19 protein-coding genes, 1 tRNA gene and 1 pseudogene are annotated in these 25184 nt (G+C 68.4%); 16 read left to right on the forward strand and 5 right to left on the reverse strand.

From position 1 onward, the window contains the following. The first annotated feature begins 187 nt into the window (after nucleotides 1–187). The 7 genes from G3I71_RS07490 (at nucleotide 188) to G3I71_RS07520 (ending at nucleotide 9263) form a co-directional block, all read left to right on the forward strand. Nucleotides 188–1246, forward strand: coding sequence for an ABC transporter substrate-binding protein (locus G3I71_RS07490; protein WP_164313121.1), 1059 nt, complete (start codon nucleotides 188–190; stop codon nucleotides 1244–1246). A 140-nt stretch (nucleotides 1247–1386) separates the two neighbouring features. Beyond that, entirely contained in the window at nucleotides 1387–2283 is an 897-nt protein-coding gene (locus G3I71_RS07495; RefSeq protein WP_164313122.1) for a siderophore-interacting protein, read from the forward strand. A gap of 129 nt (nucleotides 2284–2412) precedes the next feature. Beyond that, nucleotides 2413–3903 (forward strand): lysine decarboxylase DesA, encoded by a 1491-nt coding sequence (gene desA / locus G3I71_RS07500; RefSeq protein ID WP_164313123.1) that lies wholly within the window; start codon nucleotides 2413–2415, stop codon nucleotides 3901–3903. 10 nt (nucleotides 3904–3913) lie between these two features. Beyond that, nucleotides 3914–5230: a lysine N(6)-hydroxylase/L-ornithine N(5)-oxygenase family protein gene (locus G3I71_RS07505; protein WP_164313124.1), complete on the forward strand. Its 1317-nt coding sequence runs from the start codon at nucleotides 3914–3916 to the stop codon at nucleotides 5228–5230. Then, complete coding sequence (locus G3I71_RS07510) at nucleotides 5227–5787, forward strand: GNAT family N-acetyltransferase (RefSeq protein ID WP_203729592.1); 561 nt, start codon at nucleotides 5227–5229, stop codon at nucleotides 5785–5787. Before G3I71_RS07505 ends, G3I71_RS07510 begins: the two co-directional genes overlap by 4 nt. Further along, a complete protein-coding gene (locus tag G3I71_RS07515; RefSeq protein ID WP_164313125.1) occupies nucleotides 5784–7595 on the forward strand; it encodes an IucA/IucC family siderophore biosynthesis protein in 1812 nt (603 codons plus the stop codon). Before G3I71_RS07510 ends, G3I71_RS07515 begins: the two co-directional genes overlap by 4 nt. Before the next feature lie 192 nt (nucleotides 7596–7787). After that, nucleotides 7788–9263 carry an RICIN domain-containing protein gene (locus tag G3I71_RS07520; protein WP_164313126.1) on the forward strand — a complete coding sequence of 492 codons (1476 nt, stop codon included), beginning with the start codon at nucleotides 7788–7790 and terminating at the stop codon, nucleotides 9261–9263. A 253-nt stretch (nucleotides 9264–9516) separates the two neighbouring features. On the opposite strand, the gene G3I71_RS07525 is transcribed toward G3I71_RS07520, so the two are convergent. Then, entirely contained in the window at nucleotides 9517–11124 is a 1608-nt protein-coding gene (locus G3I71_RS07525; protein WP_164313249.1) for a metallophosphoesterase family protein, read from the reverse strand. A 164-nt stretch (nucleotides 11125–11288) separates the two neighbouring features. Between G3I71_RS07525 and G3I71_RS07530 the strand changes: the two genes are divergently transcribed. After that, nucleotides 11289–11546 carry a hypothetical protein gene (locus tag G3I71_RS07530; RefSeq protein WP_164313127.1) on the forward strand — a complete coding sequence of 86 codons (258 nt, stop codon included), beginning with the start codon at nucleotides 11289–11291 and terminating at the stop codon, nucleotides 11544–11546. Between the two features lie 54 nt (nucleotides 11547–11600). Continuing rightward, complete coding sequence (gene glmS / locus G3I71_RS07535; protein ID WP_164313128.1) at nucleotides 11601–13418, forward strand: glutamine--fructose-6-phosphate transaminase (isomerizing); 1818 nt, start codon at nucleotides 11601–11603, stop codon at nucleotides 13416–13418. 160 nt (nucleotides 13419–13578) lie between these two features. Here the strand turns inward: glmS and G3I71_RS07540 are convergent, their stop codons facing one another. Together G3I71_RS07540 and G3I71_RS07545 are read right to left on the reverse strand one after the other, a co-directional pair. Continuing rightward, nucleotides 13579–14148 carry a GPR1/FUN34/YaaH family transporter gene (locus tag G3I71_RS07540; RefSeq protein ID WP_164313129.1) on the reverse strand — a complete coding sequence of 190 codons (570 nt, stop codon included), beginning with the start codon at nucleotides 14146–14148 and terminating at the stop codon, nucleotides 13579–13581. Nucleotides 14149–14340: 192 nt separating this feature from the next. Next, nucleotides 14341–14868: a universal stress protein gene (locus G3I71_RS07545; RefSeq protein WP_164313130.1), complete on the reverse strand. Its 528-nt coding sequence runs from the start codon at nucleotides 14866–14868 to the stop codon at nucleotides 14341–14343. 358 nt (nucleotides 14869–15226) lie between these two features. Between G3I71_RS07545 and G3I71_RS07550 the strand changes: the two genes are divergently transcribed. Both G3I71_RS07550 and G3I71_RS07555 read left to right on the forward strand, forming a co-directional pair. Continuing rightward, nucleotides 15227–15547: a hypothetical protein gene (locus tag G3I71_RS07550; protein WP_164313131.1), complete on the forward strand. Its 321-nt coding sequence runs from the start codon at nucleotides 15227–15229 to the stop codon at nucleotides 15545–15547. Between the two features lie 377 nt (nucleotides 15548–15924). Then, on the forward strand, nucleotides 15925–17202 hold the full coding sequence (locus G3I71_RS07555; RefSeq protein ID WP_164313132.1) for a helix-turn-helix domain-containing protein: 1278 nt from the start codon (nucleotides 15925–15927) through the stop codon (nucleotides 17200–17202). A 173-nt stretch (nucleotides 17203–17375) separates the two neighbouring features. Here G3I71_RS07555 and G3I71_RS07560 read toward each other — a convergent pair. Next, a pseudogene (locus G3I71_RS07560) lies at nucleotides 17376–19007 on the reverse strand (IS200/IS605 family accessory protein TnpB-related protein). A 268-nt stretch (nucleotides 19008–19275) separates the two neighbouring features. Between G3I71_RS07560 and orn the strand changes: the two are divergent. Both orn and G3I71_RS07570 read left to right on the forward strand, forming a co-directional pair. Continuing rightward, a complete protein-coding gene (gene orn, locus G3I71_RS07565) occupies nucleotides 19276–19881 on the forward strand; it encodes an oligoribonuclease (RefSeq protein ID WP_164313134.1) in 606 nt (201 codons plus the stop codon). Nucleotides 19882–20001: 120 nt separating this feature from the next. Beyond that, nucleotides 20002–20074 (forward strand) — tRNA-His (locus tag G3I71_RS07570). A 220-nt stretch (nucleotides 20075–20294) separates the two neighbouring features. On the opposite strand, the gene G3I71_RS07575 is transcribed toward G3I71_RS07570, so the two are convergent. Continuing rightward, a complete protein-coding gene (locus G3I71_RS07575; RefSeq protein ID WP_164313135.1) occupies nucleotides 20295–21350 on the reverse strand; it encodes a LacI family DNA-binding transcriptional regulator in 1056 nt (351 codons plus the stop codon). 449 nt (nucleotides 21351–21799) lie between these two features. Between G3I71_RS07575 and G3I71_RS07580 the strand changes: the two genes are divergently transcribed. From G3I71_RS07580 to G3I71_RS07590, 3 genes are read left to right on the forward strand one after another with little or no spacing between them, the layout of a single operon-like run. Continuing rightward, entirely contained in the window at nucleotides 21800–23122 is a 1323-nt protein-coding gene (locus G3I71_RS07580; RefSeq protein ID WP_164313136.1) for an ABC transporter substrate-binding protein, read from the forward strand. Nucleotides 23123–23127: 5 nt separating this feature from the next. After that, a complete protein-coding gene (locus G3I71_RS07585; protein ID WP_164313250.1) occupies nucleotides 23128–24144 on the forward strand; it encodes a carbohydrate ABC transporter permease in 1017 nt (338 codons plus the stop codon). Nucleotides 24145–24153: 9 nt separating this feature from the next. Beyond that, nucleotides 24154–25062 (forward strand): carbohydrate ABC transporter permease, encoded by a 909-nt coding sequence (locus G3I71_RS07590; RefSeq protein WP_164313137.1) that lies wholly within the window; start codon nucleotides 24154–24156, stop codon nucleotides 25060–25062. Nucleotides 25063–25184 lie beyond the last annotated feature (122 nt).

The following is a 25184-nucleotide window of genomic DNA, read 5'->3' on the forward strand; positions in this document are numbered from 1 at the left end:
GCGAACGAATAGCCATCCACACAAGCCGCTCACCTTTGATTCGCAGGCCGCCCCAGGGACCCGCACGCATCACCCCTCCCGCCTCACTCCCCCGACCCACCCCCTGGACAGTAGGTAAAGTTAGGCTAACCTAACTTTCGAATTGTCCGGCCGGCCGACCCGCCCCGTTCGAAAGCAGAGCCCTCTCATGTCCAACGCCCGTGCCACCCACCTCTCCCGCCGCGGCATGCTGGCCGCCGGCGGCGCCCTCGGCCTCGGGGCCGTCCTCGCCGCCTGTGGGGACGACGACGCGAAAAGCGGTGGCTCGGACGCGGACGCGTCGAAGGCCGCCGCCACCCCTGCCGGGCCCTGGACGTTCAAGGACGACCGCGGCGAGACCGTCAAGGCCGACAAGGTGCCGTCCGGCATCGTCGCCTTCACCGGTGTCGCCGCCGCGCTCCACGACTACGGCGTCGAGGTCAAGGGCGTCTTCGGCCCGACCACGACCAAGGACGGCAAGGCCGACGTCCAGGCCGGCGACCTGGACGTCACCAAGGTGACCGTTCTCGGCAACGAGTGGGGCCAGTTCAACATCGAGAAGTACGCGGCCCTCGCCCCGGACCTCCTCGTCAGCACGATGTTCGACAGCGCGGGCACCCTCTGGTACGTCCCGGAGGAGTCCAAGAAGAAGATCCTCGCCGTCGGCGCCCCGACCGTCGGTATCTCCGTGTTCGACATCCAGCTGGACCAGCCGTTGCAGCGCATGCTGGAGCTGGCCAAGACCCTCGGCGCGGACACCGCCTCCGCCAAGGTGACCGCCGCGAAGAAGGCCTTCGAGGACGCCGCCGCCCGACTGCGCGCGGCCACCAAGGCCAAGCCGAACATCAAGGTGCTGGTCGGTTCCGCGAGCCAGGACATCTTCTACGTCTCCGGCTCCAACCTCTCCGTCGACCTGGAGTACTTCAAGGCCCTCGGCGTGAACTTCGTCGAACCCTCCACCGATGCCCTGAAGGCGAGCGGTGGCTGGTACGAGAACCTGAGCTGGGAGAACGTCGACAAGTACGAGGCCGACGTCATCATGATGGACAACCGTACGTCGGCGATCCAGCCCGCCGACATCGCCGAGGCGACCTGGAAGCAGTTGCCCGCGGTGAAGGCGGGGCAGGTGATCGCGCGTAATCCCGAGCCGATCCTGTCGTACGAGAAGTGCGTGCCGCTGCTCACGAGCCTTGCCGAGGCTATCGAGAACGCGAAGAAGGTCAGTTAACGCCGGGCGCCCTGAATCTGCACCGTGAGTGTGCTTGGTCGTGGGGAACTGCGGGCCCGCTGTGGCTGGTCGCGCAGTTCCCCGCGCCCCTTCCGGGGCGCGTCATCGCGTCCCCCTGACAATTTGCATCAGGAGTTCGCATGACGACCACCGCCGTCACCGTCCCCTTCCGGTTCTTCGCCCTGCATGTCGTACGGACCGTCCGACTCGGGCCCTCCCTCGTGCGCGTCACCTTCGCCGGGGACGATCTGTCGGCCTTCTTCTCCGACGGGCTCGACCAGAGCCTCTCCCTCTTCCTCCCGCACCCGGGGCAGGACGCCCCCGCTGTGCCCGTCGAGCTGGGCGACGGATGGTGGCAGGGGTGGCGTGAACTCCCGGACGGCGTAAGGGCGGTGATGCGCTCTTACACACTCCGCGCTCTGCGCGCCGACGCCCACGGCCGTACGACGGAGATCGACATCGACTTCGTCCTGCACGGCGTCGAACCCGGCGCCCTCGTCCCCGCAGGTCCGGCCTCCCGCTGGGCCTCCCGTGCCGCCACCGGCGACCGTGTCCTCCTGCTCGGACCGGCGATCGCGGACAACCGCGCGATCCGCTTCCGCCCGCCGGCCGGCACCGACCTCGTCGTCATCTGGGCCGACGAGACCGCCGTACCTGCCGCCTCCGCGATCCTCGAACAGCTCCCCGCCGGCACCCGGGCCCAGGTCTGGCTGGAGGCAGGGCGGGCCGGGGACATCCAGGATCTGGCGACCGACGCCGACGCCGAAATCACGTGGCTCGTACGCGGCCCGGGTACGGCAAGAGGAGCAGAAACAGGCACAGGCACAGGCGCGCCCCCGGCCCTCGACGCCATCCGGGATGCCCAACTCCCCTCCGCCGAGCGGCCGTACGCCTGGATCGCGGGTGAGTCGTCCGCCGTGAAGGAGCTGCGTCGGCATCTCGTACGGGAGCGCGGGATCGACCGTCGGGCGGTCACCTTCGTCGGTTACTGGCGGCGTGGGCTGAGCGAGGAGCAGTTGCGTGAGCAGCCCGAATGACGGGTTGGGCGGGTGACGGGTGGGGCCGGTGATTCACACAGGAACTCAAGTTAGGTTAGCCTTACCTAAGTCAATTCGTTCGACATGGCGAACCTGAATCTGCCCTCTCTCCCCCCGGAGGCTCCCCCGATGCGCTCGCACCTGCTCAATGACACGACCGCGGAGCGGTACCGCCGCTCCGTGACCGAAGGAGTCGAGCGGGTGGCCGCGAAACTCGCCACCACGGACCGTCCGTTCACCGGCGTCACGGTCGACGCCCTCGCCCCCCGCATCGACCGGATCGACCTGGACCGGCCCCTCCTCGACGAGGCCGCCGCCCTCGACGAGCTCGAAGAGGTCTATCTGCGCGACGCGATCTACTTCCACCACCCGCGCTACCTCGCCCACCTCAACTGCCCGGTCGTCATACCGGCGGTGCTCGGCGAGGCGATCCTCTCCGCCGTCAACTCCTCCCTCGACACCTGGGACCAGTCGGCCGGCGGCACCCTCATCGAGCGCAAACTGATCGACTGGACCAATGAGCGCATCGGCCTCGGCCCCGCCGCCGACGGCGTCTTCACCAGCGGCGGCAGCCAGTCCAACCTCCAGGCGCTGCTGCTCGCCCGGGAGGAGGCCAAGAGCGAGTCCGCCGCCGAGCTGCGTATCTTCGCCTCCGAGGTCAGCCACTTCAGCGTGAAGAAGTCCGCGAAGCTCCTCGGGCTGAGCCCCGACTCGGTCGTCTCCATCCCCGTCGACCACGACAAGCGGATGCAGACCGTCGCCCTCGCCCACGAGTTGGAGCGCTGCGAGCGCGACGGGCTGGTGCCCATGGCCGTCGTCGCCACCGCCGGCACCACCGACTTCGGCTCCATCGACCCGCTGCCCGAGATCGCCGAACTCTGTGCCCAGTACGGCACTTGGCTGCACGTCGACGCCGCGTACGGCTGCGGACTGCTCGCCTCGGTCAAGCGCCGCGACCTCCTCAGCGGCATCGAGCGCGCCGACTCGGTCACCGTCGACTACCACAAGTCCTTCTTCCAGCCGGTGAGTTCGAGTGCCCTGCTGGTCCGGGACGCGGCCACGCTCCGCCACGCCACCTATCACGCGGAGTACCTCAACCCGCGCCGCATGGTGCTGGAGCGCATCCCCAACCAGGTCGACAAGTCCCTCCAGACGACCCGCCGTTTCGACGCGCTCAAGCTGTGGATGACCCTGCGTGTGATGGGCGCCGACGGCATCGGCGAGCTCTTCGACGAGGTCTGCGACCTGGCCCAGGAGGGCTGGGAACTGCTCGCTGCCGACCCGCGCTACGACGTCGTCGTCGAACCCTCCCTCTCCACACTCGTCTTCCGCTACATCCCCGCCGCCGTCACCGACCCCGCGGAGATCGACCGCGCCAACCTGTACGCCCGCAAAGCCCTGTTCGCCTCAGGTGCGGCCGTGGTCGCGGGCACGAAGGTCGGCGGACGCCACTACCTCAAGTTCACCCTGCTCAACCCCGAGACCACGACGGACGACATCACCGCCGTACTCGACCTGATCGTCGGCCATGCCGAGCAGTACCTGGGAGAGTCCGCCGACCGCGGCACTTCCGTCGCCTCCGTCGCCTCCGTCATCTCCGTCACCGCCGTCGCTTCCTGAAGCCGAAGCCATGAACAGGACCGAAGCAGTGCACAAGACCTACGACTTCATCGGGATCGGCCTCGGCCCCTTCAACCTCGGCCTCGCCTGCCTCACCGAGCCGATCGACGAACTCGACGGCGTCTTCCTGGAGTCGAAGCCCGACTTCGAGTGGCACTCGGGGATGTTCCTCGACGGCGCCCATCTCCAGACGCCGTTCATGTCGGACCTCGTCACCCTCGCCGACCCGACCTCCCCGTACTCCTTCCTCAACTACCTGAAGGAATCGGGCCGGTTGTACTCGTTCTACATCCGCGAGAACTTCTATCCCCTGCGCGTCGAGTACGACGACTACTGCCGCTGGGCCGCGAACAGACTGCGCAGCGTCCGCTTCGACACCACGGTCGCCGAGGTCACTTACGAGTACGAGGACGAGCTGTACGTCGTCCGCACGGTCGCCGGTGACCTCTACCGGTCGCGCAAGCTCGTCCTCGGCACCGGCACTCCCCCGTACATCCCGGAGGCGTGCGCGGACCTGGGCGGCGACTTCATCCACAACTCCCAGTACATGCGGCACAAGCGGGAGTTGCAGACCAAGGAGTCGATCACTCTCGTCGGCAGTGGCCAGTCCGCCGCCGAGATCTACCACGACCTCCTCAGCGAGATCGACGTCCACGGCTACCGGCTCAACTGGGTGACGCGCTCGGCGCGTTTCTTCCCGCTCGAATACACCAAGTTGACGCTGGAGATGACCTCCCCGGAGTACATCGACTACTTCCGCGCGCTGCCCGAGCGGACCCGCTACCGCCTCACGCAGGACCAGAAGGGCCTGTTCAAGGGGATCGACGGCGAGCTGATCAACGAGATCTTCGACCTGCTCTACCGGAAGAACCTCACCGGCCCGGTCCCCACCCGGCTGCTCACCAACTCCGCTCTGAACACGGTGACTTACGAAGGCCGAACTGGAAGCGGAAGCGGAAGCGGAAGCGGAAGCGGGACGTACACGCTCGGGCTGCGCCAGGAGGAACAGGAGAAGGAGTACACCCTGGACACCCAGGGCCTGATCCTCGCCACCGGCTACAAGTACGCCGAGCCGGAGTTCCTTAAGCCCGTCCGCGACCGGCTGCGCTACGACACCCAGGGCAACTTCGACATCGCCCGCAACTACGCGATCGACACGACCGGACGCGGTGTCTTCCTCCAGAACGCCGGCGTCCACACCCACTCGATCACCTCGCCCGACCTGGGCATGGGCGCGTACCGCAACAGCTTCATCATCGGCGAGCTGCTCGGCAGCGAGTACTACCCGGTCGAGAAGACCATCGCCTTCCAGGAGTTCGCCGTATGAACTCCACGACTGCAATGGCTGCCATGACCTTCACCTTCCGGCCGCTCGATCCCCTCCAGGACGCCGAGCTGCTGCACAACTGGCTCACGCACCCCAAGGCGGCCTTCTGGATGATGCAGGACGCCCGGCTCGAAGACGTCGAGCGTGCCTACATGGAGGTCGCCGCCGACGAGCACCAGGACGCCTTCCTCGGTCTCCACGACGGCGTGCCCGCCTTCCTGATGGAGCAGTACGACCCGGTCCACCGCGAGTTGACCGGCCTGTACGAGCCGCAGCCCGGTGACGTCGGCATGCACTTCCTGGTGCCGGCGACCGACACACCCGTGTCCGGGTTCACCAGGTCCGTCATCACCGCCGTGATGGCCCACCTCTTCGAGGACCCGCGCACCGCCCGCGTCGTCGTCGAGCCGGACGTCGGCAACAAGGCGGTGCACTCCCTGAACGAAGCCGTCGGGTTCGTGCCCGAGCGAGAGATACAGAAGCCGGAGAAGAAGGCGTTGCTGAGTTTCTGCACCCGCGAGCAGTTCGAGAAGGCGATGAAGGCGATGTCTGTATGAGCCTCACCGGCGCCACCGCCCACCTCTCCCCCGAGCGCTGGGAACAGGCCAACCGCCTCCTGATCCGTAAAGCCCTCGCCGAGTTCGCGCACGAACGACTGCTCACCCCCGAACCCGAAAAGGGCGACGGCAGTGCCGATGGTGCTGATAGTGCCGACGGTGACGGCAGTTACGTCGTACTCGGTGACGACGGCCTGACCCGCTACCGCTTCACCGCCACCCGCCATGCCCTCGACCACTGGCAGGTCGACGCCGCCTCGATCACCCGGCACCGGCGCGGCGCCGAACTCCCGCTCTCCGCCCTCGACTTCTTCATCGAGCTGCGAAAATCGCTCGGCCTGAGCGACGAGGTCCTGCCCGTCTACCTGGAGGAGATCTCCTCCACCCTCTCCGGCACCTGCTACAAGCTCACCAAGCCGCAGATCCCCGTCGCCGAGCTCGCGAAAAGCGGCTTCCAGGAGATCGAGACCGGGATGACCGAGGGTCACCCCTGCTTCGTCGCCAACAACGGGCGGCTCGGCTTCGGCGTGCACGAGTACCTCTCGTACGCGCCCGAGACCGCGAACCCGGTCCGGCTGGTGTGGCTGGCCGCGCACCGCTCGCGCGCCGCGTTCACGGCGGGCGTCGGCATCGAGTACGAGGCGTTCCTGCGCGCGGAGTTGGGGCAGGAGACGGTCGTCCGCTTCCGTACGAAACTGTCCGACCGGGGCCTCGACCCCACCGAGTACCTCTTCATCCCGGTGCACCCCTGGCAGTGGTGGAACAAGCTCACCGTCACCTTCGCCGCCGAGATCGCCCAGCAGCACCTGGTCTGCCTGGGCGAGGGCGACGACGAGTACCTCGCCCAGCAGTCCATCCGGACCTTCTTCAACAGGACCGACCCCGAGAAGCACTACGTCAAAACGGCTCTCTCGGTTCTCAACATGGGCTTCATGCGCGGGCTTTCGGCCGCCTACATGGAGGCGACCCCGGCCATCAACGACTGGCTCGCCCAACTCATCGACAACGACCCGGTGTTGAAGTCGACTGGCCTGTCGATCATCCGCGAGCGCGCTGCCGTCGGCTACCGCCATCTGGAGTACGAGGCCGCCACCGACCGCTACTCCCCGTACCGCAAGATGCTGGCCGCGCTCTGGCGCGAGAGCCCGGTGTCGTCCCTCGATGACGGCGAGTCGCTGGCCACCATGGCATCGCTCGTCCACGTCGACCACGAGGGCCGTTCCTTCGCCGCAGCCCTCGTCGAGCAGTCGGGCCTGACCCCGAAGGAGTGGCTGCGCGGCTACCTGGGCGCCTACTTCACCCCGCTCCTGCACAGCTTCTACGCCTACGACCTGGTCTACATGCCGCACGGCGAGAACGTGATCCTCGTCCTCAAGGACGGCACGGTCCAGCGCGCGATCTACAAGGACATCGCCGAGGAGATCGCCGTCCTGGACCCGGACGCGGTACTGCCGCCGACCGTCGAGCGACTGCGCGTGGACGTACCGGAGGACAAGAAGCTCCTGTCGGTCTTCACGGACGTCTTCGACTGCTTCTTCCGCTTCCTGGCCGCGAACCTCGCCACCGAAGGCGTCCTGTCGGAGGACGACTTCTGGCGGACGGTCGCCGAGGTCACCCGCGCCTACCAGGAGGCGAACCCCCAACTGGCCGACAGGTTCCGCCAGTACGACTTGTTCGCCCCCGAGTTCGCCCTGTCCTGCCTCAACCGGCTTCAACTGCGTAACAACAAGCAGATGGTGGATCTGGCGGATCCGGCAGGCGCCCTCCAGCTGATCGGCACCCTGAGAAATCCCGTCGCAGGGTTCTGATCATGGCAAACGGGCTCCCCGAGTACGGTCCTCGGGGAGCCCGTCGCCGTCGTCGTCACCGTTCCGGTCGTCGTCTCCGCCGTCCCGAGGTTTCCGGCACATGACATCGACACGTGTACACACAGCCCCCTCACAGAATGCGGCACTACGGTCCTGGCCTTGCCGTGCCCGCTCCGTGGGGAGTCAAGATTCATGACCGAGCACCTCGCACAGCAAGTCCCGCACCACCAGCCGTCCGTGTCCGGAAGACCACCGGAACACGCCCCGGCCGTCCATGCGTACGCCGACGCCTTCTGCGGCAAACCGCGCGACGCCACCGACCTGGCCGCCCAGGTGCTCGCGCGTGGTTCACGGCAGGACGGTCCCGCCCTGCGCACCGCCCTGCTCGCCGATGTGCGGCGCACCGCCGACAGTTGGCTGCGCGACGGACGGCACGGGCTGCTGCGCCCGGAGTTCCGTGACTGGTCGAAACGGGCCGTCGACACCTTCGGCCCCGTCGACACGCTGCGCCGGGTGGAGCACAGCTCGGTTCTGCTGGCCGCCTTCGAGCAACTGCCCGACCAGCAACGGGCCGCACTGTGGCTGTGCCTGGCGGAGCCGGAGGAGACGGCGTCGGCGGCCAGGATCCTGAACACGACCGTGGAGTTCGCCGACTCCCTGGCCCAGTCGGCCCGCAGCCGCCTGGTCGACACCTTCCTGCGCGTACGGTCCGCACGCACCGCCGACCCCCAGTGCCTCCGCTACGGCGGCATGCTCGGCGCCATCGCCCGCGGCACCCATCGGGAGGCGCCCGCGGACCTCCAACAGCACCTGGACACCTGCCGCTTCTGCACCGTTGACCTGAAGCTGCTGCACACGCTCGCGGCGGGTGGCGCGGAGGAGGTACGGCGGCTGCTGGTCGACCAGGTGCTGGTGTGGGGCGGGGCCGCGTACCGCAAGACGCGGTCGGGGGGCCGGGCGTCGGCAGTCGAGCCCGTCACACCGTCCGTGCCGGCCTCGCCGACGGGCGACAGAGGTCACAGAGCCGAGGGCCGCCGGCGCAGACGGCCGGTGCTCGTGGTGGCGGTGACGGTGGCCGTCACCGCCGTCCTGACCACCGGGGTACTACGCCTGCTGGCCGGGTCCGGCTCCGCCGAGGGGGCCGAGCGTCCCCAGTCCACGCCGAGCGCCTCCATCGCACCGTCCTCCGTGGCCAACGCCACCACCAACACGATCACCCTCAAGACCGTGTCCACCGGACGCTGCGTCACCGGCCCGGCAGGAAGCGCCTCGCCGGGTTCCGGACCCCCCGCCGATCCCACCCTGGCGGCCTGCGACGGCGGAGACACGCAGGAGTGGCAGGTCGTCCGCCTGACGAAGGGCGCGGTCGCCCTCGTGAGCGCCACGTCGAGGTTCTGCCTGGACATCGAGGGCAACCGGGTCGCCGGCGACGGGATGCAGCAGCGGCCGTGCGCCTACGAGCAGGGTGCCTCCGCGCCCTTCCCGGAGGACCAGGCGTTCCTGCCGAAGGCCACGGCCGGCGACTCGTTCGTCCTCGTCTGTCAGGACAACCCGGAGATCGCCATCGGGGTGCGCGCCGGCAAGCTCTCGATGCGTACAACTACCTTGACCAGCAAGGACATTCGGTTCACCTTGGACGACGAGGCGGCGAGCGCGCTGGGGCTGTGACGGCCCGGTGCCAGAATCTCCCCATGGCGGAAGTCATCCGGAAGGACGACACGTGGGCCGTCGGCGACATCACGGCCGCGGAGCGGCATCCGGCGGCGCCCGTGACGGCCGACGAGTTCGCACTCGCCGAACAGGCGGTCCTCAGTCGCATGTGGAAACGCATGCAGAAACATGCAACACACGCCGGAGAACCGCCTGTTGGTGTCACTCGTAACTCACTCGTACGCCCTGCCTTCGGGGCATACGCGCACGCTCAGCGTACGCGGCGCGCGACCGTGAAGCGGTCGACCTCCTCGCCGGTCTCCGCGATGCCGCGCACCGTCAGCGTGGCGAGGCGGCCCTTGGAGGCGGGGGTGACGTCGACGCGGAGGAAGGAGTAGTCGAGGTAGCGCACGCGCGACCAGGTGACCGTCTCGTTGACCTTGCCGTCCTTGGTGTTGATGAAGGAGGCGACGGAGTCGACCTCGTTCTCGTGACCCTCGTAGGACAGCGGGGCGGTGAACGCGTACAGGCTGCGGCCGGCCGCGCCCGCCGTCACGTAGACGACACCCTCGGTCTCGGGGTACGAAGTGCCGCCGATCGGGAGCTTCTTGGTGACCGCGCCGCCCTTGATGACGTCGGTGCGCTCGTACTGGTGGTTGTGGCCGTTGATGACCAGGTCGACCGTGTACTTCTCGAACAGCGGCACCCACTCCTGGCGCACGCCCCCCTCCGAGGCGTGCGCGGTGGAGGTGCAGTAGGCGCAGTGGTGGAAGAAGACGACGACGAAGTCGATGTCCTTGGAGGCGCGGTACTTCTTCAGCTGCGCCTCCAGCCACTTGGTCTGGGTGCCGCCGGAGATACCGAGGTTGGCCGGGATCTCGAAGGAGATGTCGTTGGCGTCGAGCGAGATGACCGCCGTGTTGCCGTAGACGAAGGAGTAGACGCCGGGCAGGTTCTTCTTGTCCGGGCCGTTGTCGGGGAGGTTCCAGCGGGCGTCCTCGCCGCCGTAGCCGTTGGGCGAGTACCAGGCCTCCATGTCGTGGTTGCCGTAGGCCGGCATCCACGGGACGGACTTGGCGACGGACTCGGTCTGCGCGAGGAACTGGTCCCACACGCGGGAGTCGAAGCCGGTGTCGGCGGTCTTGCCCTGTCCGGCCGGGTCGGCGTACGCGATGTCGCCGGCGTGCAGGTGGAAGGCCGGGTTCTGGCCGAGCAGCAGGCTGTTGTTGGCGAGGCCGTGGTAGCCGACGCCCTCGTCGCCGAAGGCCGTGAAGGTGAACGGCTTCATGGGGGTCCCCCCGCTCGAGCGAAGCCGAGAGTGGGGGAGGTCGGGGGCGGTGGTGAAGGTGCCGAGCGTGCCCAGCAGGTGCGCCTCGGCCGGGTCGAAGCCGGCGTGGCCGACGCCGTAGTAGTACGTCTTTCCGGGACGCAGGTGGGAGAGCTTGGCGTGCAGGTAGTACTGGGTGTGGTCGCCGCTGGCACCGACGCCGGCCGGAGTGTAGAGGGTGCGGACCTCGGCCTCGATCTTGCGGGAGAGGTCCCAGGGGTGGGCGCCGATCCGGATGAAGGGCTTCTTCACCGCGACCGGGACCTGCCAGGAGACGGTGATCTCCGTGCGCGGGTCGTTGCCCCAGGCGAGGTGCCGGCCGAAGGGGGCGACGAGGGCGCCGTCGACCTTCTCGGTCTGCGTGTACGTCTGCGTAGGTGCGGAGGTCCGCGTCGCGGCCTGGGCGGCGCCCGGCACGAACGCACCGCCCGCGACGGCGCCGACGGTGACGGCACCGCTTCTGATCATCGTGCGCCGCGAGAACTTGGCGCGAAGGTACTCGTGCTGCTCGGCCATGCTCATGCGCTCTGCGAGCTGCTCGGGTACGCCCATGCGAGGAGTGTCCATGGCTGAAAACGGTGCTCTGGGCAGCCATCGGCGCGCAGGACACAGGGTGAACAGCGCTCGAACAGGGTCCCATAAGAGTTTCAACAGACCGCTGCCCGATATCGGGCAGGATTCTTGCGATTGCCAGCGCTTTACCTCAGGATCATCGGGTGCACGACGAACTCGTTGATCATCTGACGCGTACCACACCCCTCTCCCGGGGCGAGGCGCTGCGGGTGATTCAGGACGTTCTCGCCTACTTCGACGAGACAACCGAGGATTATGTCCGTCGCCGCCACCGCGAACTCCAGGGCCAGGGCCTGGTGAACGCGACGATCTTCGACCGGATCGAGGCGGACCTGAAATACCGCGCGGTCGCACCGCCGGAGCTCACCCTCCGACAGCTGCGCCGCATCGTCTACGGCTAGATCACCCGCGTACGCATCCACGTACGACAGGGACAGGGACAGGGACTCTTATATATGTGCGGAATTGTCGGATACATCGGCAGGCGTGACGTGGCGCCGCTGCTCCTCGAAGGCCTGCAGCGCCTGGAGTACCGCGGCTACGACTCGGCAGGCATCGTCGTGACCTCGCCGAAGGCGACGGGCCTGAAGATGGTCAAGGCCAAGGGCCGGGTCCGAGACCTGGAGGCCAAGGTCCCCAAGCGCTTCGCCGGCACCACCGGCATCGCCCACACCCGCTGGGCCACGCACGGCGCCCCCTCCGACCACAACGCGCACCCGCACATGTCGGCCGACAACAAGGTCGCCGTCGTCCACAACGGGATCATCGACAACGCCTCCGACCTGCGCAAGAAGCTCGAGGCCGACGGCGTCGAGTTCCTCTCCGAGACGGACACCGAGGTCCTCACCCACCTCATCGCCCGCTCCCAGGCGGAAACCCTGGAGGAGAAGGTCCGCCAGGCACTGCGCGTGATCGAGGGCACGTACGGCATCGCGGTCATGCACGCCGACTTCACCGACCGGATCGTGGTCGCCCGCAACGGCTCCCCGGTCGTGCTCGGCATCGGCGAGAAGGAGATGTTCGTCGCCTCGGACATCGCCGCACTGGTCACCCACACACGGCAGATAGTGACGCTGGACGACGGCGAGATGGCCACCCTCAAGGCCGACGACTTCCGTACGTACACGACCGAGGGCACGAGTACGACGGCCGAGCCGACCACCGTGGAGTGGGAGGCCGCCTCGTACGACATGGGCGGCCACGACACGTACATGCACAAGGAGATCCACGAGCAGCCCGACGCCGTGGACCGCGTGCTGCGCGGCCGGATCGACGACCGCTTCTCCACGGTCCACCTCGGCGGCCTCAACCTGGACGCCCGCGAGGCGCGTGCCGTACGGCGCGTGAAGATCCTCGGCTGCGGCACCTCGTACCACGCGGGCATGATCGGCGCCCAGATGATCGAGGAGCTGGCCCGTATCCCGGCCGACGCCGAGCCCGCCTCCGAGTTCCGCTACCGCAACGCGGTCGTCGACCCCGACACCCTGTACGTGGCCGTCTCCCAGTCCGGTGAGACGTACGACGTGCTGGCCGCCGTGCAGGAGCTGAAGCGCAAGGGCGCCCGGGTGCTGGGCATCGTCAACGTGGTCGGTTCGGCGATCGCCCGCGAGGCGGACGGCGGCATGTACGTGCACGCCGGCCCCGAGGTCTGCGTCGTCTCGACGAAGTGCTTCACCAACACCACCGTCGCCTTCGCACTCCTGGCCCTGCACCTGGGCCGTACCCGCGACCTGTCGGTCCGCGACGGCAAGCGGATCATCGCGGGCCTGCGCAGGCTGCCCGCGCAGATCTCCGAGATCCTGGAGCAGGAGGAGGAGATCAAGAAGCTGGCCGAGCAGTACGCCGAGGCCCGCTCGATGCTCTTCATCGGCCGCGTCCGGGGCTACCCGGTGGCCCGCGAGGCCTCCCTGAAGCTGAAGGAGGTCTCGTACATCCACGCCGAGGCCTACCCCGCCTCGGAGTTGAAGCACGGCCCGCTGGCGCTCATCGAGCCCGCGCTGCCCACGGTCGCGATCGTCCCGAACGACGACCTCCTGGAGAAGAACCGCGCCGCCCTGGAGGAGATCAAGGCCCGCAGCGGCCGCATCCTCGCGGTGGCCCACCAGGAACAGGAGAAGGCCGACGAGACGATCATCGTCCCGAAGAACGAGGACGAACTGGACCCGATCCTGATGGGCATCCCCCTCCAACTCCTCGCCTACCACACGGCATTGGCCCTGGGCCGGGACATCGACAAGCCGAGGAACCTCGCAAAGTCGGTAACGGTGGAATAGGCGGCCAGAGGGGCGCGTCCCCAAAGGGGCGCGGGGAACTGCGCGAGCAACCCCCACCGGCCCGCAGAGGCCAACGAACAGAACGGACCCCCCGTGTTGCCACCAGACACGGGGGGTCCGCTCATATCGCCGGGAGTCGCCCAACCCCCAGCCTGCGCAGCTAACCGGTGGCCGTCACGCCCCGGCCGGCAGCACGTCGCGGAAGAACTGTCGGCCAGTGGGCCAGCGCCGCCGTAGCCGCGTACCAGGCCACGAGACCGCCCGCCGCGGCGAACCAGCCACCGACCTTGGCAAGCCCACCGGAGTCCCCGAACTGCGCGATGGCGAGCAGCAGCATCGCCACGAACAACAGCCCGTACGCGCCCCGCGTGAGCGGAGCCGCCGCGGAAGCCCCCAGCGTCAGACTGAGCGCGACGAGCGCGAACAACAGCAGGAACAACCCCGCCGCGTTGGCGGAGACCTGAGTGTCGGCCCCGACGCCCCAGGTGAACCAGAACGCCCCGAGCGCGGCGAACGCCGTACCGGTGAACGTGTCCCGGTCTCGGAAGGCGAGCAGCCCGGCGATGAAGAGGGCGAGGCCGCCGACATAGGTGGCGAGTGAGACCGCGCTCGCGGCCGTCACGCCGTCGATCACCTCGGTGTGCCCGAGGCCGAAGGCCAACAGGGTGAGTCCGAGGGCGAGATGGCCGAGGATCGTGGTGGTGCTTCCCGCGGAGACGTCATTGTCCACGGCGGGCTCCCTTCGTGCATGTGCCCGTACAGCCTGTGCGGTGACCGATATATGCCCTTCACAAGCGCACAAACACCTCTACGCACAAGTAGGTTTGCCCAGCGCAAAAAGGCACGCCACAGGGGAGTTCGGCGACGCCCGCGGCTCATCTCCCGCAGGAGCAGGAGGAGTTGCGGAGGGGTTCGGGAGGAGTTACGGAATGACGATGACCGGACGCTGGGCGCGCTTCGCGAGCCGCCCGGCCACCGACCCGAAGATGCGCCCGACGATGCCGTGGGTCGAGCCGACGACGATCGCGTCGGCCTCGTACTCCCGCCCCACCTCTTCGAGTTCGTGGCAGATGTCGCCGCCACGCTCGACAAGGATCCAGGGCACCTCGGCCAGATAGTCCGCGCACGCGAGTTCGAGCCCGAGGACCTCGGTCCTGTGGTCCGGCACATCGACGAAGACGGGCGGCTCGCAGCCGGCCCACACCGTGGTGGGCAGCCGGTTGGCGACATGCACGATGATCAGACCCGAACCGGAGCGATGGGCCATTCCGACGGCGTACGCGAGGGCGCGCTCGCTCGACGTCGAGCCGTCGAAACCGACGACGACACCGTGCTTGAACGCGGGGTCGCAGGACTGACGTGGTTCTTCCGCCGCCAAGGGCTCGGCCGCCGTGTGATCGGCGACGGGGCGCTTGCGGTCCGCGGGTTCCAGGAATTCGTGACCGGCCATGGGATTCTCGGCGTTTTGATCCTCGTGGTGGGACAACGTGATATGGGACGACAGTGTGCGGCGGAGCTGTGTCCGGGAATCATCTTCCCAACCCCATACCCCCAAGGGTACGGCGGCACGCCTCCGTAGCCCATAGCCCGCACGTGCTCCGGACGGGTTCCAGGGAGCATGCACGAGGGGGTGCCCGTAACGCAATGGTTGCTGCCACGTACAGGCTGTTTCCACAGGGTTCGCCTACATCTCGCCTACTCCGATCACTCGCGCGCACATCTTCCGGACATCCTGGCCAGTGACCGACCGCTCGAACAAGCGTTGAACCCCGTGACCCGTCGTCGACCCGTCGTCACAGGGAGCAGCCATGACCTCACCGAGCCAGGACTCCGCGACCGACCTCGTCCGCTGGGCAGCCTTCAGCTGCGTCCTGGTCCCCGTGGTGCTCGTCCTCTATGGCACCTCGCTCGGCGGCGCGGCCGGTACGGCACTTGGGCTGGCGGCCGTCACAGGGGTGTGCCGGGTACTGCTGCGGCAGTCCGAGCGCTGCGCGGCCCGCCTGCCGGCCGAGGAGAGCGCCCCGCACCGGGGACGGCACGGCAGGACCCCTTCAGACGCCCATTCCGGGCCCGTTTCCGGCACCCACCGGGGCGGCCGGCACTCCGGCGGAACTACACCGGTCGACTGACCTGTTTTAGCGCACGCGGCCGATGCTTTTCAGCCAACTTCCGGCTACCGTGCACCCCTTGGCCGAACAACCCCCAAACCCCTGTTCCACCTGCACCGAAAGGGTCCCGACGGGTGCGCGCACCCTACGCGGATTGGCCACTGCGACGAGGCGCACTTCCCTGCACGCCCCACGAGTGCAACGCTTCGTGATCGAATGCTTTACGCCAAGTTGCCAAGTCGACAATCCGTCGAGTGACCAACTGGTCACCTCGGCATCATGGGACACAGTAGATTCGATCTTGACTGTCTACGGCGGGGGACTCGTGCAGGACCGAGGGGAAACGTGCAGGAGCGACACAACCGAGGAGCCGCGACCACCGAGGGGGGCTTAGCAGTATGAGCCACGACTCCACTGCCGCGCCGGAAGCCGCGGCCCGGAAACTTTCCGGGCGACGCCGCAAGGAGATCGTCGCGGTGCTGCTGTTCAGCGGCGGCCCCATCTTCGAGAGTTCCATACCACTTTCGGTGTTCGGTATCGACCGCCAGGACGCCGGGGTGCCGCGCTACCGATTGTTGGTGTGCGGAGGCGAAGAGGGTCCGTTGCGGACCACCGGCGGGCTGGAACTGACCGCGCCGAACGGCCTGGAAGCGATCGCACGGGCAGGCACCGTCGTCGTGCCCGCCTGGCGTTCGATCACCGCGCCGCCACCGGAAGAGGCGCTCGACGCATTGCGCCGGGCCCATGAAGAGGGTGCGCGGATCGTAGGCCTGTGCACAGGTGCGTTCGTCCTCGCGGCGGCGGGCCTGCTGGACGGCCGCCCGGCGACAACACACTGGATGTACGCGCCGACACTTGCGAAGCGCTATCCGTCGGTCCACGTCGACCCACGGGAACTCTTCGTGGACGACGGCGACGTACTGACATCCGCGGGCACGGCGGCGGGCATCGATCTGTGCCTGCACATCGTGCGGACGGACCACGGCAACGAGGCGGCCGGTGCGCTGGCCCGCCGACTGGTGGTCCCGCCGCGCCGATCGGGCGGCCAGGAGCGCTACCTCGACCGGTCCTTGCCGGAGGAGATCGGCGCCGACCCGCTCGCCGAGGTCGTCGCCTGGGCGCTGGAGCATCTCCACGAGCAGTTCGACGTGGAGACGCTGGCGGCACGCGCGTACATGTCCCGTCGTACGTTCGACCGCCGCTTCCGCTCGCTCACGGGAAGCGCACCGCTGCAGTGGCTGATCACGCAACGCGTCCTGCAGGCCCAGCGTCTCCTGGAGACGTCGGACTACTCGGTGGACGAGGTCGCGGGTCGCTGCGGCTTCCGTTCCCCGGTGGCCCTGCGCGGCCATTTCCGCCGCCAGCTGGGCTCGTCCCCGGCCGCGTACCGCGCGGCGTACCGGGCGCGCAGACCGCAGAGTGAGCGGGTGCAGGATCCGGACGGAGGGGTGACCGGGGCGCAGGGCGGCCCCGGCGGCATGGGTACGCCGACCACGGCGGGCCAGGGACACGGGCATCACGGCCAGGGCGGCCACGACCGCGCCCTGCATCCGGAGAGCCCGGTCCCGATCCAGGCCCGGCGTACGGCGAACTCGGTCGGCCTGTCGGCGGAGCACGCACGGGATCCGTACGTCGGAAACCGCGCGAGTCTGCCAGGGCAGCGGAGCGGCGCGTAGGTTCTGAGCGTTGGACGGGCTGGGGGTACGTTCCCCAGCCCGTTCGGCATCTCCAGCCTGTGCGGCACCATCCAGCCCTCCGGCGATCGAGGATGAGCGCGTTCAGCGCGACCGGGGGTCTGGGGGCGGAGCCCCCGGCGAGGCCCACACCGACGCCGGTTCACCAACCGTTCCTAGAGACTGAGCGGGAGTGAGTCCTGTTGCCAGGTCTCATGCTCGGCCGAACGCCCCGGACGGTGTTGGGCGTTCTGGTTGCCCGCGTTCGCTCCGCGTCCGGCGCCTACGGATCGTGTCCGTGGTCCGGGGATGCGGGGGCGGGTTCCCTCACGCCCAGGAACACCTGGTCCGGCCTGGACGGTCCGATGCCCCGCACGATCACTCCGGTCGTGTGGGGGCGGTGCCGTCCGTCGCCGGATCAGGTGTCCCTGAGCGCGCCTTCCGATCGCCACGGCAGCAGCATCATGGCGAGTGGTCTTACGCGTCGTGCTGGTCAAGGGCTTCTGCCAGTGCTGGGCACCCCAGCGGCTGGTGTAGGCCGGGTCCACGGCGATGACCGCGACACCCGTCTGATCCGCCATCGAGGACAGCCGGGCGCGGAGCTTCCCGGTGGGCATACCGGAGATCAGCTGGCGGAAGCGTTTGCGGCGGCCGTGTTTCTCCCGGGTCTTCTCGGCGGCGAAGTCCAGATCCTCCACCGCGATCGCCTTGACGCCGCACGATCGGGCCCAGTGCAGGAGGCGGGTGAGGGCGTGGCGAACCTGGGCATCCCGGTGTTCGGCGGTACCGGTCAGGTCGTAGAAGAAGCGGCGCGGGGCACCCATTGGGTTGCCGTGGGTGTCGAGGCGCCAGGCGGCCAGGTGATCGGCGTTCATGTCGACACCGATCACTCCGTGAGCGAGCGCGGCCTCGATGGGGAGGGTGGGGGTGGGCGGGATCTGCCAGGACGCGGTCACATACCAGCGGTCCCGGCCGGTATCGAGGTGGATGCGGTAGGCGATCGCCCGGTTGGCCGCGACCCGGTCGGCCCACTCGCCGCCCCGGTGCGCGAACGCGACCCGGCACGCCAGGAGGTACCGGCCATGCGGGGCGTTCGCCAGATGCGCGAGCGGTGCGGGGAGCTTGATGCTCACCTCTCCGTCCGGGCTGATCCGGATCGTCTCGTTGCCGTAGCGCTTGTCTGACTCACCGTCCGCCTGACAGAACCAGCGCTCCGCCTCCCACCGCCCCCGCCACACAGACTCGGTCAGCTGGGCCGCATCCAGATGCTGCCGGGTGCGGGCCAGCCGTTTGCCGCCGCGCACGACGTGCACGAGGCCGGCCTCGCGGTCCGCCCGCATGGCAGTCAGCCGGTCTTCCAGCACCCGCAGCCGCCGCGACTTCGCATGCCATTCCCGCTGGGACCGGTAACCCCCCGGCGCCTTCTTCGTCCCCTTCTGCCCGACCGGCAGCGACAACCGGTCCTCGATGGTATGGACGCCCGCTTCCAGGCTGTGGATGTGCGCGAGCTGACAGCGGCGGGCCAGCGCCCACTGGTCATGCGTGGCCTTGGTGATACTGCCCGCCCACCGCGACGACGACAGCGGCGTCAACTCCCGCTTACGCACCGCCCACGCCCCACCGGAATGCTCCAGACCGTCCCGACAACGCACCTTGAGATCCTTCGAAGCCAACGACCCCAGATGCGCACCCACCAAACGCAACACCTTCTCGTCATCCGGCATCAGGTCCTTGAAGCGGGTCCGCACAGCCACACCAGACGGCCCGGACGCGACGAACGCCGACGCGACACTCCTCAACTCACCCACCCCGTCACCCCCGCCCGGCCCCACCCGAAGATCCCGTCGCCATGGGAAACGAGCGCCACCAAGGAAGGTCACGCATTCGATATAAGAACGTCAGTTCCCCAACGAGAAACAGCCCCACGACCGAGACGCGCGACACAGATCCCGCACACTCACTCCCGCTCACTAGAACGCTCTTGAACACACTCCAGCGGCAGCAGGTCCAAACCCACCGCACAAGCACACCGCACCACTGATTCGCCGCGCGTCCACTCCCCGTAAGGTGAGACGCATGAACGATCGCATGGTGTGGATCGACTGCGAGATGACCGGTCTCTCGTTGTCCGACGACGCGCTCATCGAGGTGGCCGCACTGGTCACCGACTCCGAGCTGAACGTACTCGGCGAGGGGGTGGACATCGTCATCCGTCCGCCCGACTCGGCGCTGGAGACGATGCCGGAGGTGGTGCGGCAGATGCACACCTCATCGGGCCTCCTCGACGAACTGGCCGGCGGTACGACGCTGGCCGACGCCGAGGCACAGGTCCTGGCGTATGTGCGCGAGCACGTCAAGGAACCGGGCAAGGCCCCGCTGTGCGGCAACACGGTCGGCACGGACCGCGGCTTCCTGCTCCGCGACATGAGCACCCTGGAGGCGTACCTCCACTACCGGATCGTGGACGTCAGTTCGGTGAAGGAGCTGGCCCGCCGCTGGTACCCGAGGGCGTATTTCAACAGCCCGCCCAAGAACGGCAACCACCGCGCCCTCGCCGACATCCGCGAGTCGATCGTCGAGCTGCGCTACTACCGTGAGGCGGTCTTCGTACCGCATCCCGGCCCGGACTCGGACACGGCCCGCAAGATCGCGGCGAAGCACGCCCTGCCTGCGGCGCAGTAACCCGGTTCGACCACCCGTACGACAGCCACGAGGAAAGCCGGGCGCGAGCACCCCTTCGGACCCTGTACACTTTTTCTCGGCCGGTCAGGAAGACCACCCGGACTTCCCAAGCCGGTCATGGTGGGTGTAGCTCAGCTGGTAGAGCACCTGGTTGTGGTCCAGGATGCCGCGGGTTCAAGTCCCGTCACTCACCCTGAATGAAGAAGCCCCGACCTGCGAAAGCAGGTCGGGGCTTCTTCATGACCGGCCCTGCGGGAACCTCGCCCGGCTGCCAGGGCAGCACCCTGGCCCGGGGACGCCCGGTGAGCGCCCCCTTGACGAACCAGCTTTCCCCGCCCGGGAGTTGGACCCCATGGCCGACACACCCGTCCCGGTCCCCGAACACGCCCCCGCCCCCGCCCCCGCCCCCGCCCTCAGGACGACGTACGGGTCATCAGTTCCGTGGGAAGCACCAGCCGGCGTCGTTCCAGGACGCGGGATGCCGTCGGGCGGCGGTCGGCGACCTCCTCCAGGAGAAGGTCGATCATCGCGCGGCCCATTTCCACTATCGGCTGGCGGACGCTCGTCAGGGGCGGGTCCATGTGACGGGCTATGGCCGAGTCGTCGTAGCCGACGAGGGCCACGTCCTCGGGTATGCGGCGGCCCTGTTCGCGCAGGACCTGGCGGGCGCCCGCCGCCGTCACGTCCGAGCCGGCGAAGACCGCGTCCAGGTCGGGGCAGCGGGACAGGAGGCGGGTCATCGCCCGGCGACCGCCCTCCTCGGTGAAGTCGCCCGGTTCGATCAGGTCCTCGTCCACCTCGTGGCCCGCCGCCTCCAGGGCCTCGCGGTAGCCGTCGACGCGGCGCTGGGCGCCGTACACGTCCAGGCGGCCCGTGATGTGGGCTATCCTCCGGCGACCTCGGGAGAGCAGGTGTTCGACTGCTTGCCGGCCGCCGCCGTAGTTGTCGGAGTCCACCGAGGTGAGGGTTTCCGCCGCTGACCTCGGGCCGCTGATCACCGCCGGGATCTCCAGCTGGGCCAGCAGGTCGGGGAGCGGGTCGTCCGCGTGGGTCGAGACCAGCAGGACGCCGTCGACCCGGTGGGCGGCCAGGTACTGGGCGAGGCGTTCGCGTTCCCTGTCGCTGCCCGCGAAGATCAGCAGGAGCTGCATCTCCGTGTCCGAGATCGCGCTCCCCACCCCGCGCAGCATGTCCGAGAAGTACGGTTCGGCGAAGAAGCGGGTCTCCGGCTCGGGGACGACCAGCGCGATCGCGTCCGTGCGGTTCGCGGCGAGGGCGCGGGCCGCGGTGTTCGGGACGTAGCCGAGTTCCGCGACCGCCGCCTCGACCGCCGCGCGGGTCGCGTCGCTGACCCTCGGGGAGCCGTTGATCACCCGGGAGACCGTGCCGCGGCCCACTCCGGCGCGCGCGGCGACCTCTTCCAAGGTCGGCCGGCCACCGCTGCGGCCCCGCGCTCCGTGGCTTGCCATCTGGCTCCGCCCTTCCGCTGTCATCACCCTGGCCTGGAATCTAACAGTCCCGCCTGGGGACACCAGCCACCACCGGGGGACGTCAGGCCGCCCCGGAGGCCGACCGCCCCGGGAAGTCACCGGGCAGACCCCGGCGCCGGCCCGGGCCCGACTCGCCCACGATTCCGCACTGGCCGATCTTCACCGGTCCGCGTCCCGTTCGTACCATCCCGCCGAATTAGTTAACAGGCCGATAACTGAAGGCACCTCCTCCCGTCATCGCCCTTGACACCCCCGCCCGGACCGACGAACCTTCAACACATCACCGATGGGAGCGCTCCCACGGTACCTGACACATACACATCCCGCACGTTCCCCGCCCGAGCCGCAGCGCTGAATCAAGACGAACTAACGGGCCCAACAATGCAGTTGGCCGGGGGGTCGGCACGTCAGGGCAACAGGAGGACGTAATGCGAGCACGTACCCGAACCGCCCGTCAGGCGGTGGTCCTCGCGGCCGTAGCATCGCTGGGCGCCGGGCTGCTGGCCGGCTGCGCCGACGACGGCAACAGCGCTTCGCCGTCGGAGAGTGGCGGTGGCGGTGGCAAGACCACCATCACCCTCGGTCTCTTCGGCACGATGGGCTTCAAAGAGGCCGGTCTCTACACCGAGTACGAGAAGCTGAACCCGAAGATCAAGATCGCAGAGAACGTCATCGAGCGGAACGAGAACTACTACCCCGCCCTGCTCAACCACCTCACCACCAACAGCGGCCTGCAGGACATCCAGGCCGTCGAGGTCGGCAACATCGCCGAGATCGTGGGCACGCAGGCGGACAAGCTCGAAGACCTCTCCAAGGCTCCCGGTGTGGACAAGAGCGCCTTCCTCGACTGGAAGTGGGCCCAGGCCACCACCACGGACAACAAGACCATCGCACTCGGTACGGACGTCGGTCCGATGGCCATCTGCTACCGCAAGGACCTGTTCGAGGCGGCCGGACTGCCTTCCGACCGTGCCGCGGTCGGCAAGCTGTGGGCCGGTGACTGGAACAAGTTCGTGAGCGTCGGCCAGCAGTACAAGTCGAAGGCGCCCAAGGGCACCACCTTCATGGACTCCCCGGGCGGCCTCCTCAACGCGATCCTCAGCAGCGAGAAGGAGAAGTTCTACGACGCCTCGGGCGAGATCATCTACAAGACGAACCCGGCGGTGAAGGCCGGCTTCGACCTGACCGCGAAGGCCGCGAAGGACGGTCTGGTCGGCGCCCAGACACAGTTCCAGCCGTCGTGGGACACCACGATCGCCAACAGCAAGTTCGCCGCGATGGCCTGCCCGCCGTGGATGCTCGGCTACATCAAGGGCAAGTCGAAGCCCGAGGCGGCGGGCAAGTGGGACGTCGCCGTGGCCCCCAAGTCCGGTAACTGGGGCGGCTCCTTCCTCGCCGTACCGAAGAGCGCCAAGCACGCCAAGGAGGCCCAGGCGCTGGCCGCCTGGCTGACCGCGCCCGCCCAGCAGGCCAAGCTGTTCGCCGTCCAGGGCAGCTTCCCGAGCGCACAGGCCGCGTACACCTCGCCCGAGGTCACCGGCGCCAAGAACGACATGACCGGTACCGCGCCCATCGGTGAGATCTTCGCCGAGGCCGCCAAGTCCAGCCCGGTCCAGGTGATCGGCCCGAAGGACCAGATCATCCAGCAGGGTCTGACCGACAACGGCGTCATCCTGGTGACGAAGGGCAAGTCGGCCAAGGAAGCCTGGGAGACGGCGACCAAGACCATCGACAACAACCTGGAGAAGTGACCGGTATGTCCACCCGGCACGACACCGCCGCGCCCCCTGAGAAAGAGGGGGGCGCGGCCCCGGCCGCCCGAGGCGGGTCGGCTCCGCCCACGGAGGCGGAGACCCGCCGCCGCCTCCGGCTGTCCCGTCGCTGGCAGCGGGACGTTCGCTGGAGCCCGTACGCGTTCGTCTCGCCCTTCTTCCTGCTGTTCATCGCCTTCGGTCTGTTCCCGCTGATCTACACCGGCTGGGCCTCGCTGCACACCGTGGAGCTGACCGCGCCGACCGACATGGACTGGGTGGGGCTGCGCAACTACACGCGCATCTTCGACGACGACTTCTTCTGGAACGCGGCGAAGAACACCCTGACCATCGGCATCATCTCGACGGTTCCGCAGCTGGCGATGGCGATGGGCCTCGCGCACATCCTCAACTACAAGCTGCGCGCCTCGACCTTCTACCGGGTCGCGATGCTCGCGCCCTACGCCACCTCGATCGCCGCCGCCTCGCTCGTCTTCGTGCTGCTCTTCGGGCGCGACTACGGCATGATCAACTGGGCGCTCGACGCCGTCGGCATCAGCCCGGTCGACTGGCAGAACGACAAGTGGCCGTCCCAGATCGCCGTCTCGTCGATCATCATCTGGCGGTGGACCGGCTACAACGCGCTGATCTACCTCGCCGCGATGCAGGCCATCCCGCAGGACCTGTACGAGTCGGCGGCCCTCGACGGGGCCAGCCGCTGGCGGCAGTTCCTCCATGTCACGCTGCCGTCGCTGCGTCCGACGATCCTGTTCACCGTCGTCGTCTCCACCATCGGGGCGAGCCAGGTCTTCGGTGAGCCGCTGCTGTTCGACGCCAACAAGGGCGCGTCCGGCGGCGCCGAGCACCAGTTCCAGACGCTCGGGCTCTATCTGTACGAGCAGGGCTGGATCAACCAGCACCTCGGCCGGGCCTCAGCCATCGCCTGGACCATGTTCCTGATCCTCATCATCATCGGGATCGTCAACTACGTCATCTCGCGCCGGCTGCGCGCCAGCAGTTAGGAGCCCGTCGTGACGACGACCTTGACGAAACCCCCCGCCGACGCCGCACCCGAGCCCGCCAAGCGCTCGCTGCTGCCCAAGTCGGCCCGCGCGGGCGGGACTCTGCACGCCGGGCCCATCGCGTACGTCATCCTCGCGCTGTTCACCCTCGGCTCGCTGTTCCCACTGGTGTGGACCGCGATCGCCGCCTCGCGCGACAACAACCGACTGGCGCAGACACCGCCGCCGTTCTGGTTCGGCTCGAACCTGTTCAGCAATCTCAAGATCGCCTGGACCGACGCCAACCTCGGCGAGGCGTTCTTCAACACCACGTTCGTGGCCGGGGTTTCGGCGGCCACCGTCGTCATCCTGTCGACGATCGCCGGGTTCGCCTTCGCCAAGCTGCGGTTCCGCGGCCGGGGCGCCCTGATGCTGCTCGTCATCGGCACGATGATGGTGCCGCCGCAGCTGAGCGTGATCCCGCTGTACATGATGGTCGCCAAGCTCGACTGGACCGACCAGCTCCAGGCGGTGATCCTGCCGTCGCTGGTGAGCGCGTTCGGCGTGTTCTTCATGCGGCAGTACCTGATCCAGGCGCTGCCGGACGAGATCATCGAGGCGGCACGGGTGGACGGCGCGAGCAGTTGGCGCGTCGTGTGGCACATCGTGTTCCCGGCGGCCCGGCCCGCGATGGCGGTCCTGGGCATGCTGACGTTCGTCCAGACCTGGAACGACTTCCTGTGGCCGTTCCTCGTCCTCACCCAGACCGGCAACCCGACCGTGCAGGTCGCGGTGGCGGGCCTGGGCCGCGGCTACACGCCCGACCAGTCCCTGATCATGGCGGGTGCGCTGCTCGGCACGCTGCCGCTGCTGATCGTCTTCGCGATCTTCGGCAAGCAGATCGTGGGCGGGATCATGCAGGGCGCCGTCAAGGGCTGAGCCACTGCCCCACTCATGCGCCGCTCCACTCATGCGCCGCCCCGCTGACGCGCCGACTCGCTGACGCGCACAAGGACTTCTTCACGGGAACTCTTCTGGGGGCCGGGTCACCGCCGCCTCGG

Origin of the sequence: Streptomyces sp. SID12501, from assembly GCF_010550245.1 — a bacterium.
Taxonomy (GTDB): domain Bacteria; phylum Actinomycetota; class Actinomycetes; order Streptomycetales; family Streptomycetaceae; genus Streptomyces.

What these genes read in the sequence shown, in the direction of transcription:
- G3I71_RS07550 (WP_164313131.1), top strand. Translation starts at nt 15,227, where the DNA reads ATGACCTCACCGAGCCAGGACTCCGCGACCGACCTCGTCCGCTGGGCA.
- orn (WP_164313134.1), top strand. Translation starts at nt 19,276, where the DNA reads ATGAACGATCGCATGGTGTGGATCGACTGCGAGATGACCGGTCTCTCG.
- G3I71_RS07545 (WP_164313130.1), bottom strand. Translation starts at nt 14,868, where the DNA reads ATGGCCGGTCACGAATTCCTGGAACCCGCGGACCGCAAGCGCCCCGTC.
- glmS (WP_164313128.1), top strand. Translation starts at nt 11,601, where the DNA reads ATGTGCGGAATTGTCGGATACATCGGCAGGCGTGACGTGGCGCCGCTG.
- desA (WP_164313123.1), top strand. Translation starts at nt 2,413, where the DNA reads ATGCGCTCGCACCTGCTCAATGACACGACCGCGGAGCGGTACCGCCGC.
- G3I71_RS07520 (WP_164313126.1), top strand. Translation starts at nt 7,788, where the DNA reads ATGACCGAGCACCTCGCACAGCAAGTCCCGCACCACCAGCCGTCCGTG.
- G3I71_RS07505 (WP_164313124.1), top strand. Translation starts at nt 3,914, where the DNA reads ATGAACAGGACCGAAGCAGTGCACAAGACCTACGACTTCATCGGGATC.
- G3I71_RS07515 (WP_164313125.1), top strand. Translation starts at nt 5,784, where the DNA reads ATGAGCCTCACCGGCGCCACCGCCCACCTCTCCCCCGAGCGCTGGGAA.
- G3I71_RS07525 (WP_164313249.1), bottom strand. Translation starts at nt 11,124, where the DNA reads ATGGGCGTACCCGAGCAGCTCGCAGAGCGCATGAGCATGGCCGAGCAG.
- G3I71_RS07580 (WP_164313136.1), top strand. Translation starts at nt 21,800, where the DNA reads ATGCGAGCACGTACCCGAACCGCCCGTCAGGCGGTGGTCCTCGCGGCC.
- G3I71_RS07585 (WP_164313250.1), top strand. Translation starts at nt 23,128, where the DNA reads ATGTCCACCCGGCACGACACCGCCGCGCCCCCTGAGAAAGAGGGGGGC.
- G3I71_RS07490 (WP_164313121.1), top strand. Translation starts at nt 188, where the DNA reads ATGTCCAACGCCCGTGCCACCCACCTCTCCCGCCGCGGCATGCTGGCC.
- G3I71_RS07495 (WP_164313122.1), top strand. Translation starts at nt 1,387, where the DNA reads ATGACGACCACCGCCGTCACCGTCCCCTTCCGGTTCTTCGCCCTGCAT.
- G3I71_RS07575 (WP_164313135.1), bottom strand. Translation starts at nt 21,350, where the DNA reads ATGGCAAGCCACGGAGCGCGGGGCCGCAGCGGTGGCCGGCCGACCTTG.
- G3I71_RS07510 (WP_203729592.1), top strand. Translation starts at nt 5,227, where the DNA reads ATGAACTCCACGACTGCAATGGCTGCCATGACCTTCACCTTCCGGCCG.
- G3I71_RS07555 (WP_164313132.1), top strand. Translation starts at nt 15,925, where the DNA reads ATGAGCCACGACTCCACTGCCGCGCCGGAAGCCGCGGCCCGGAAACTT.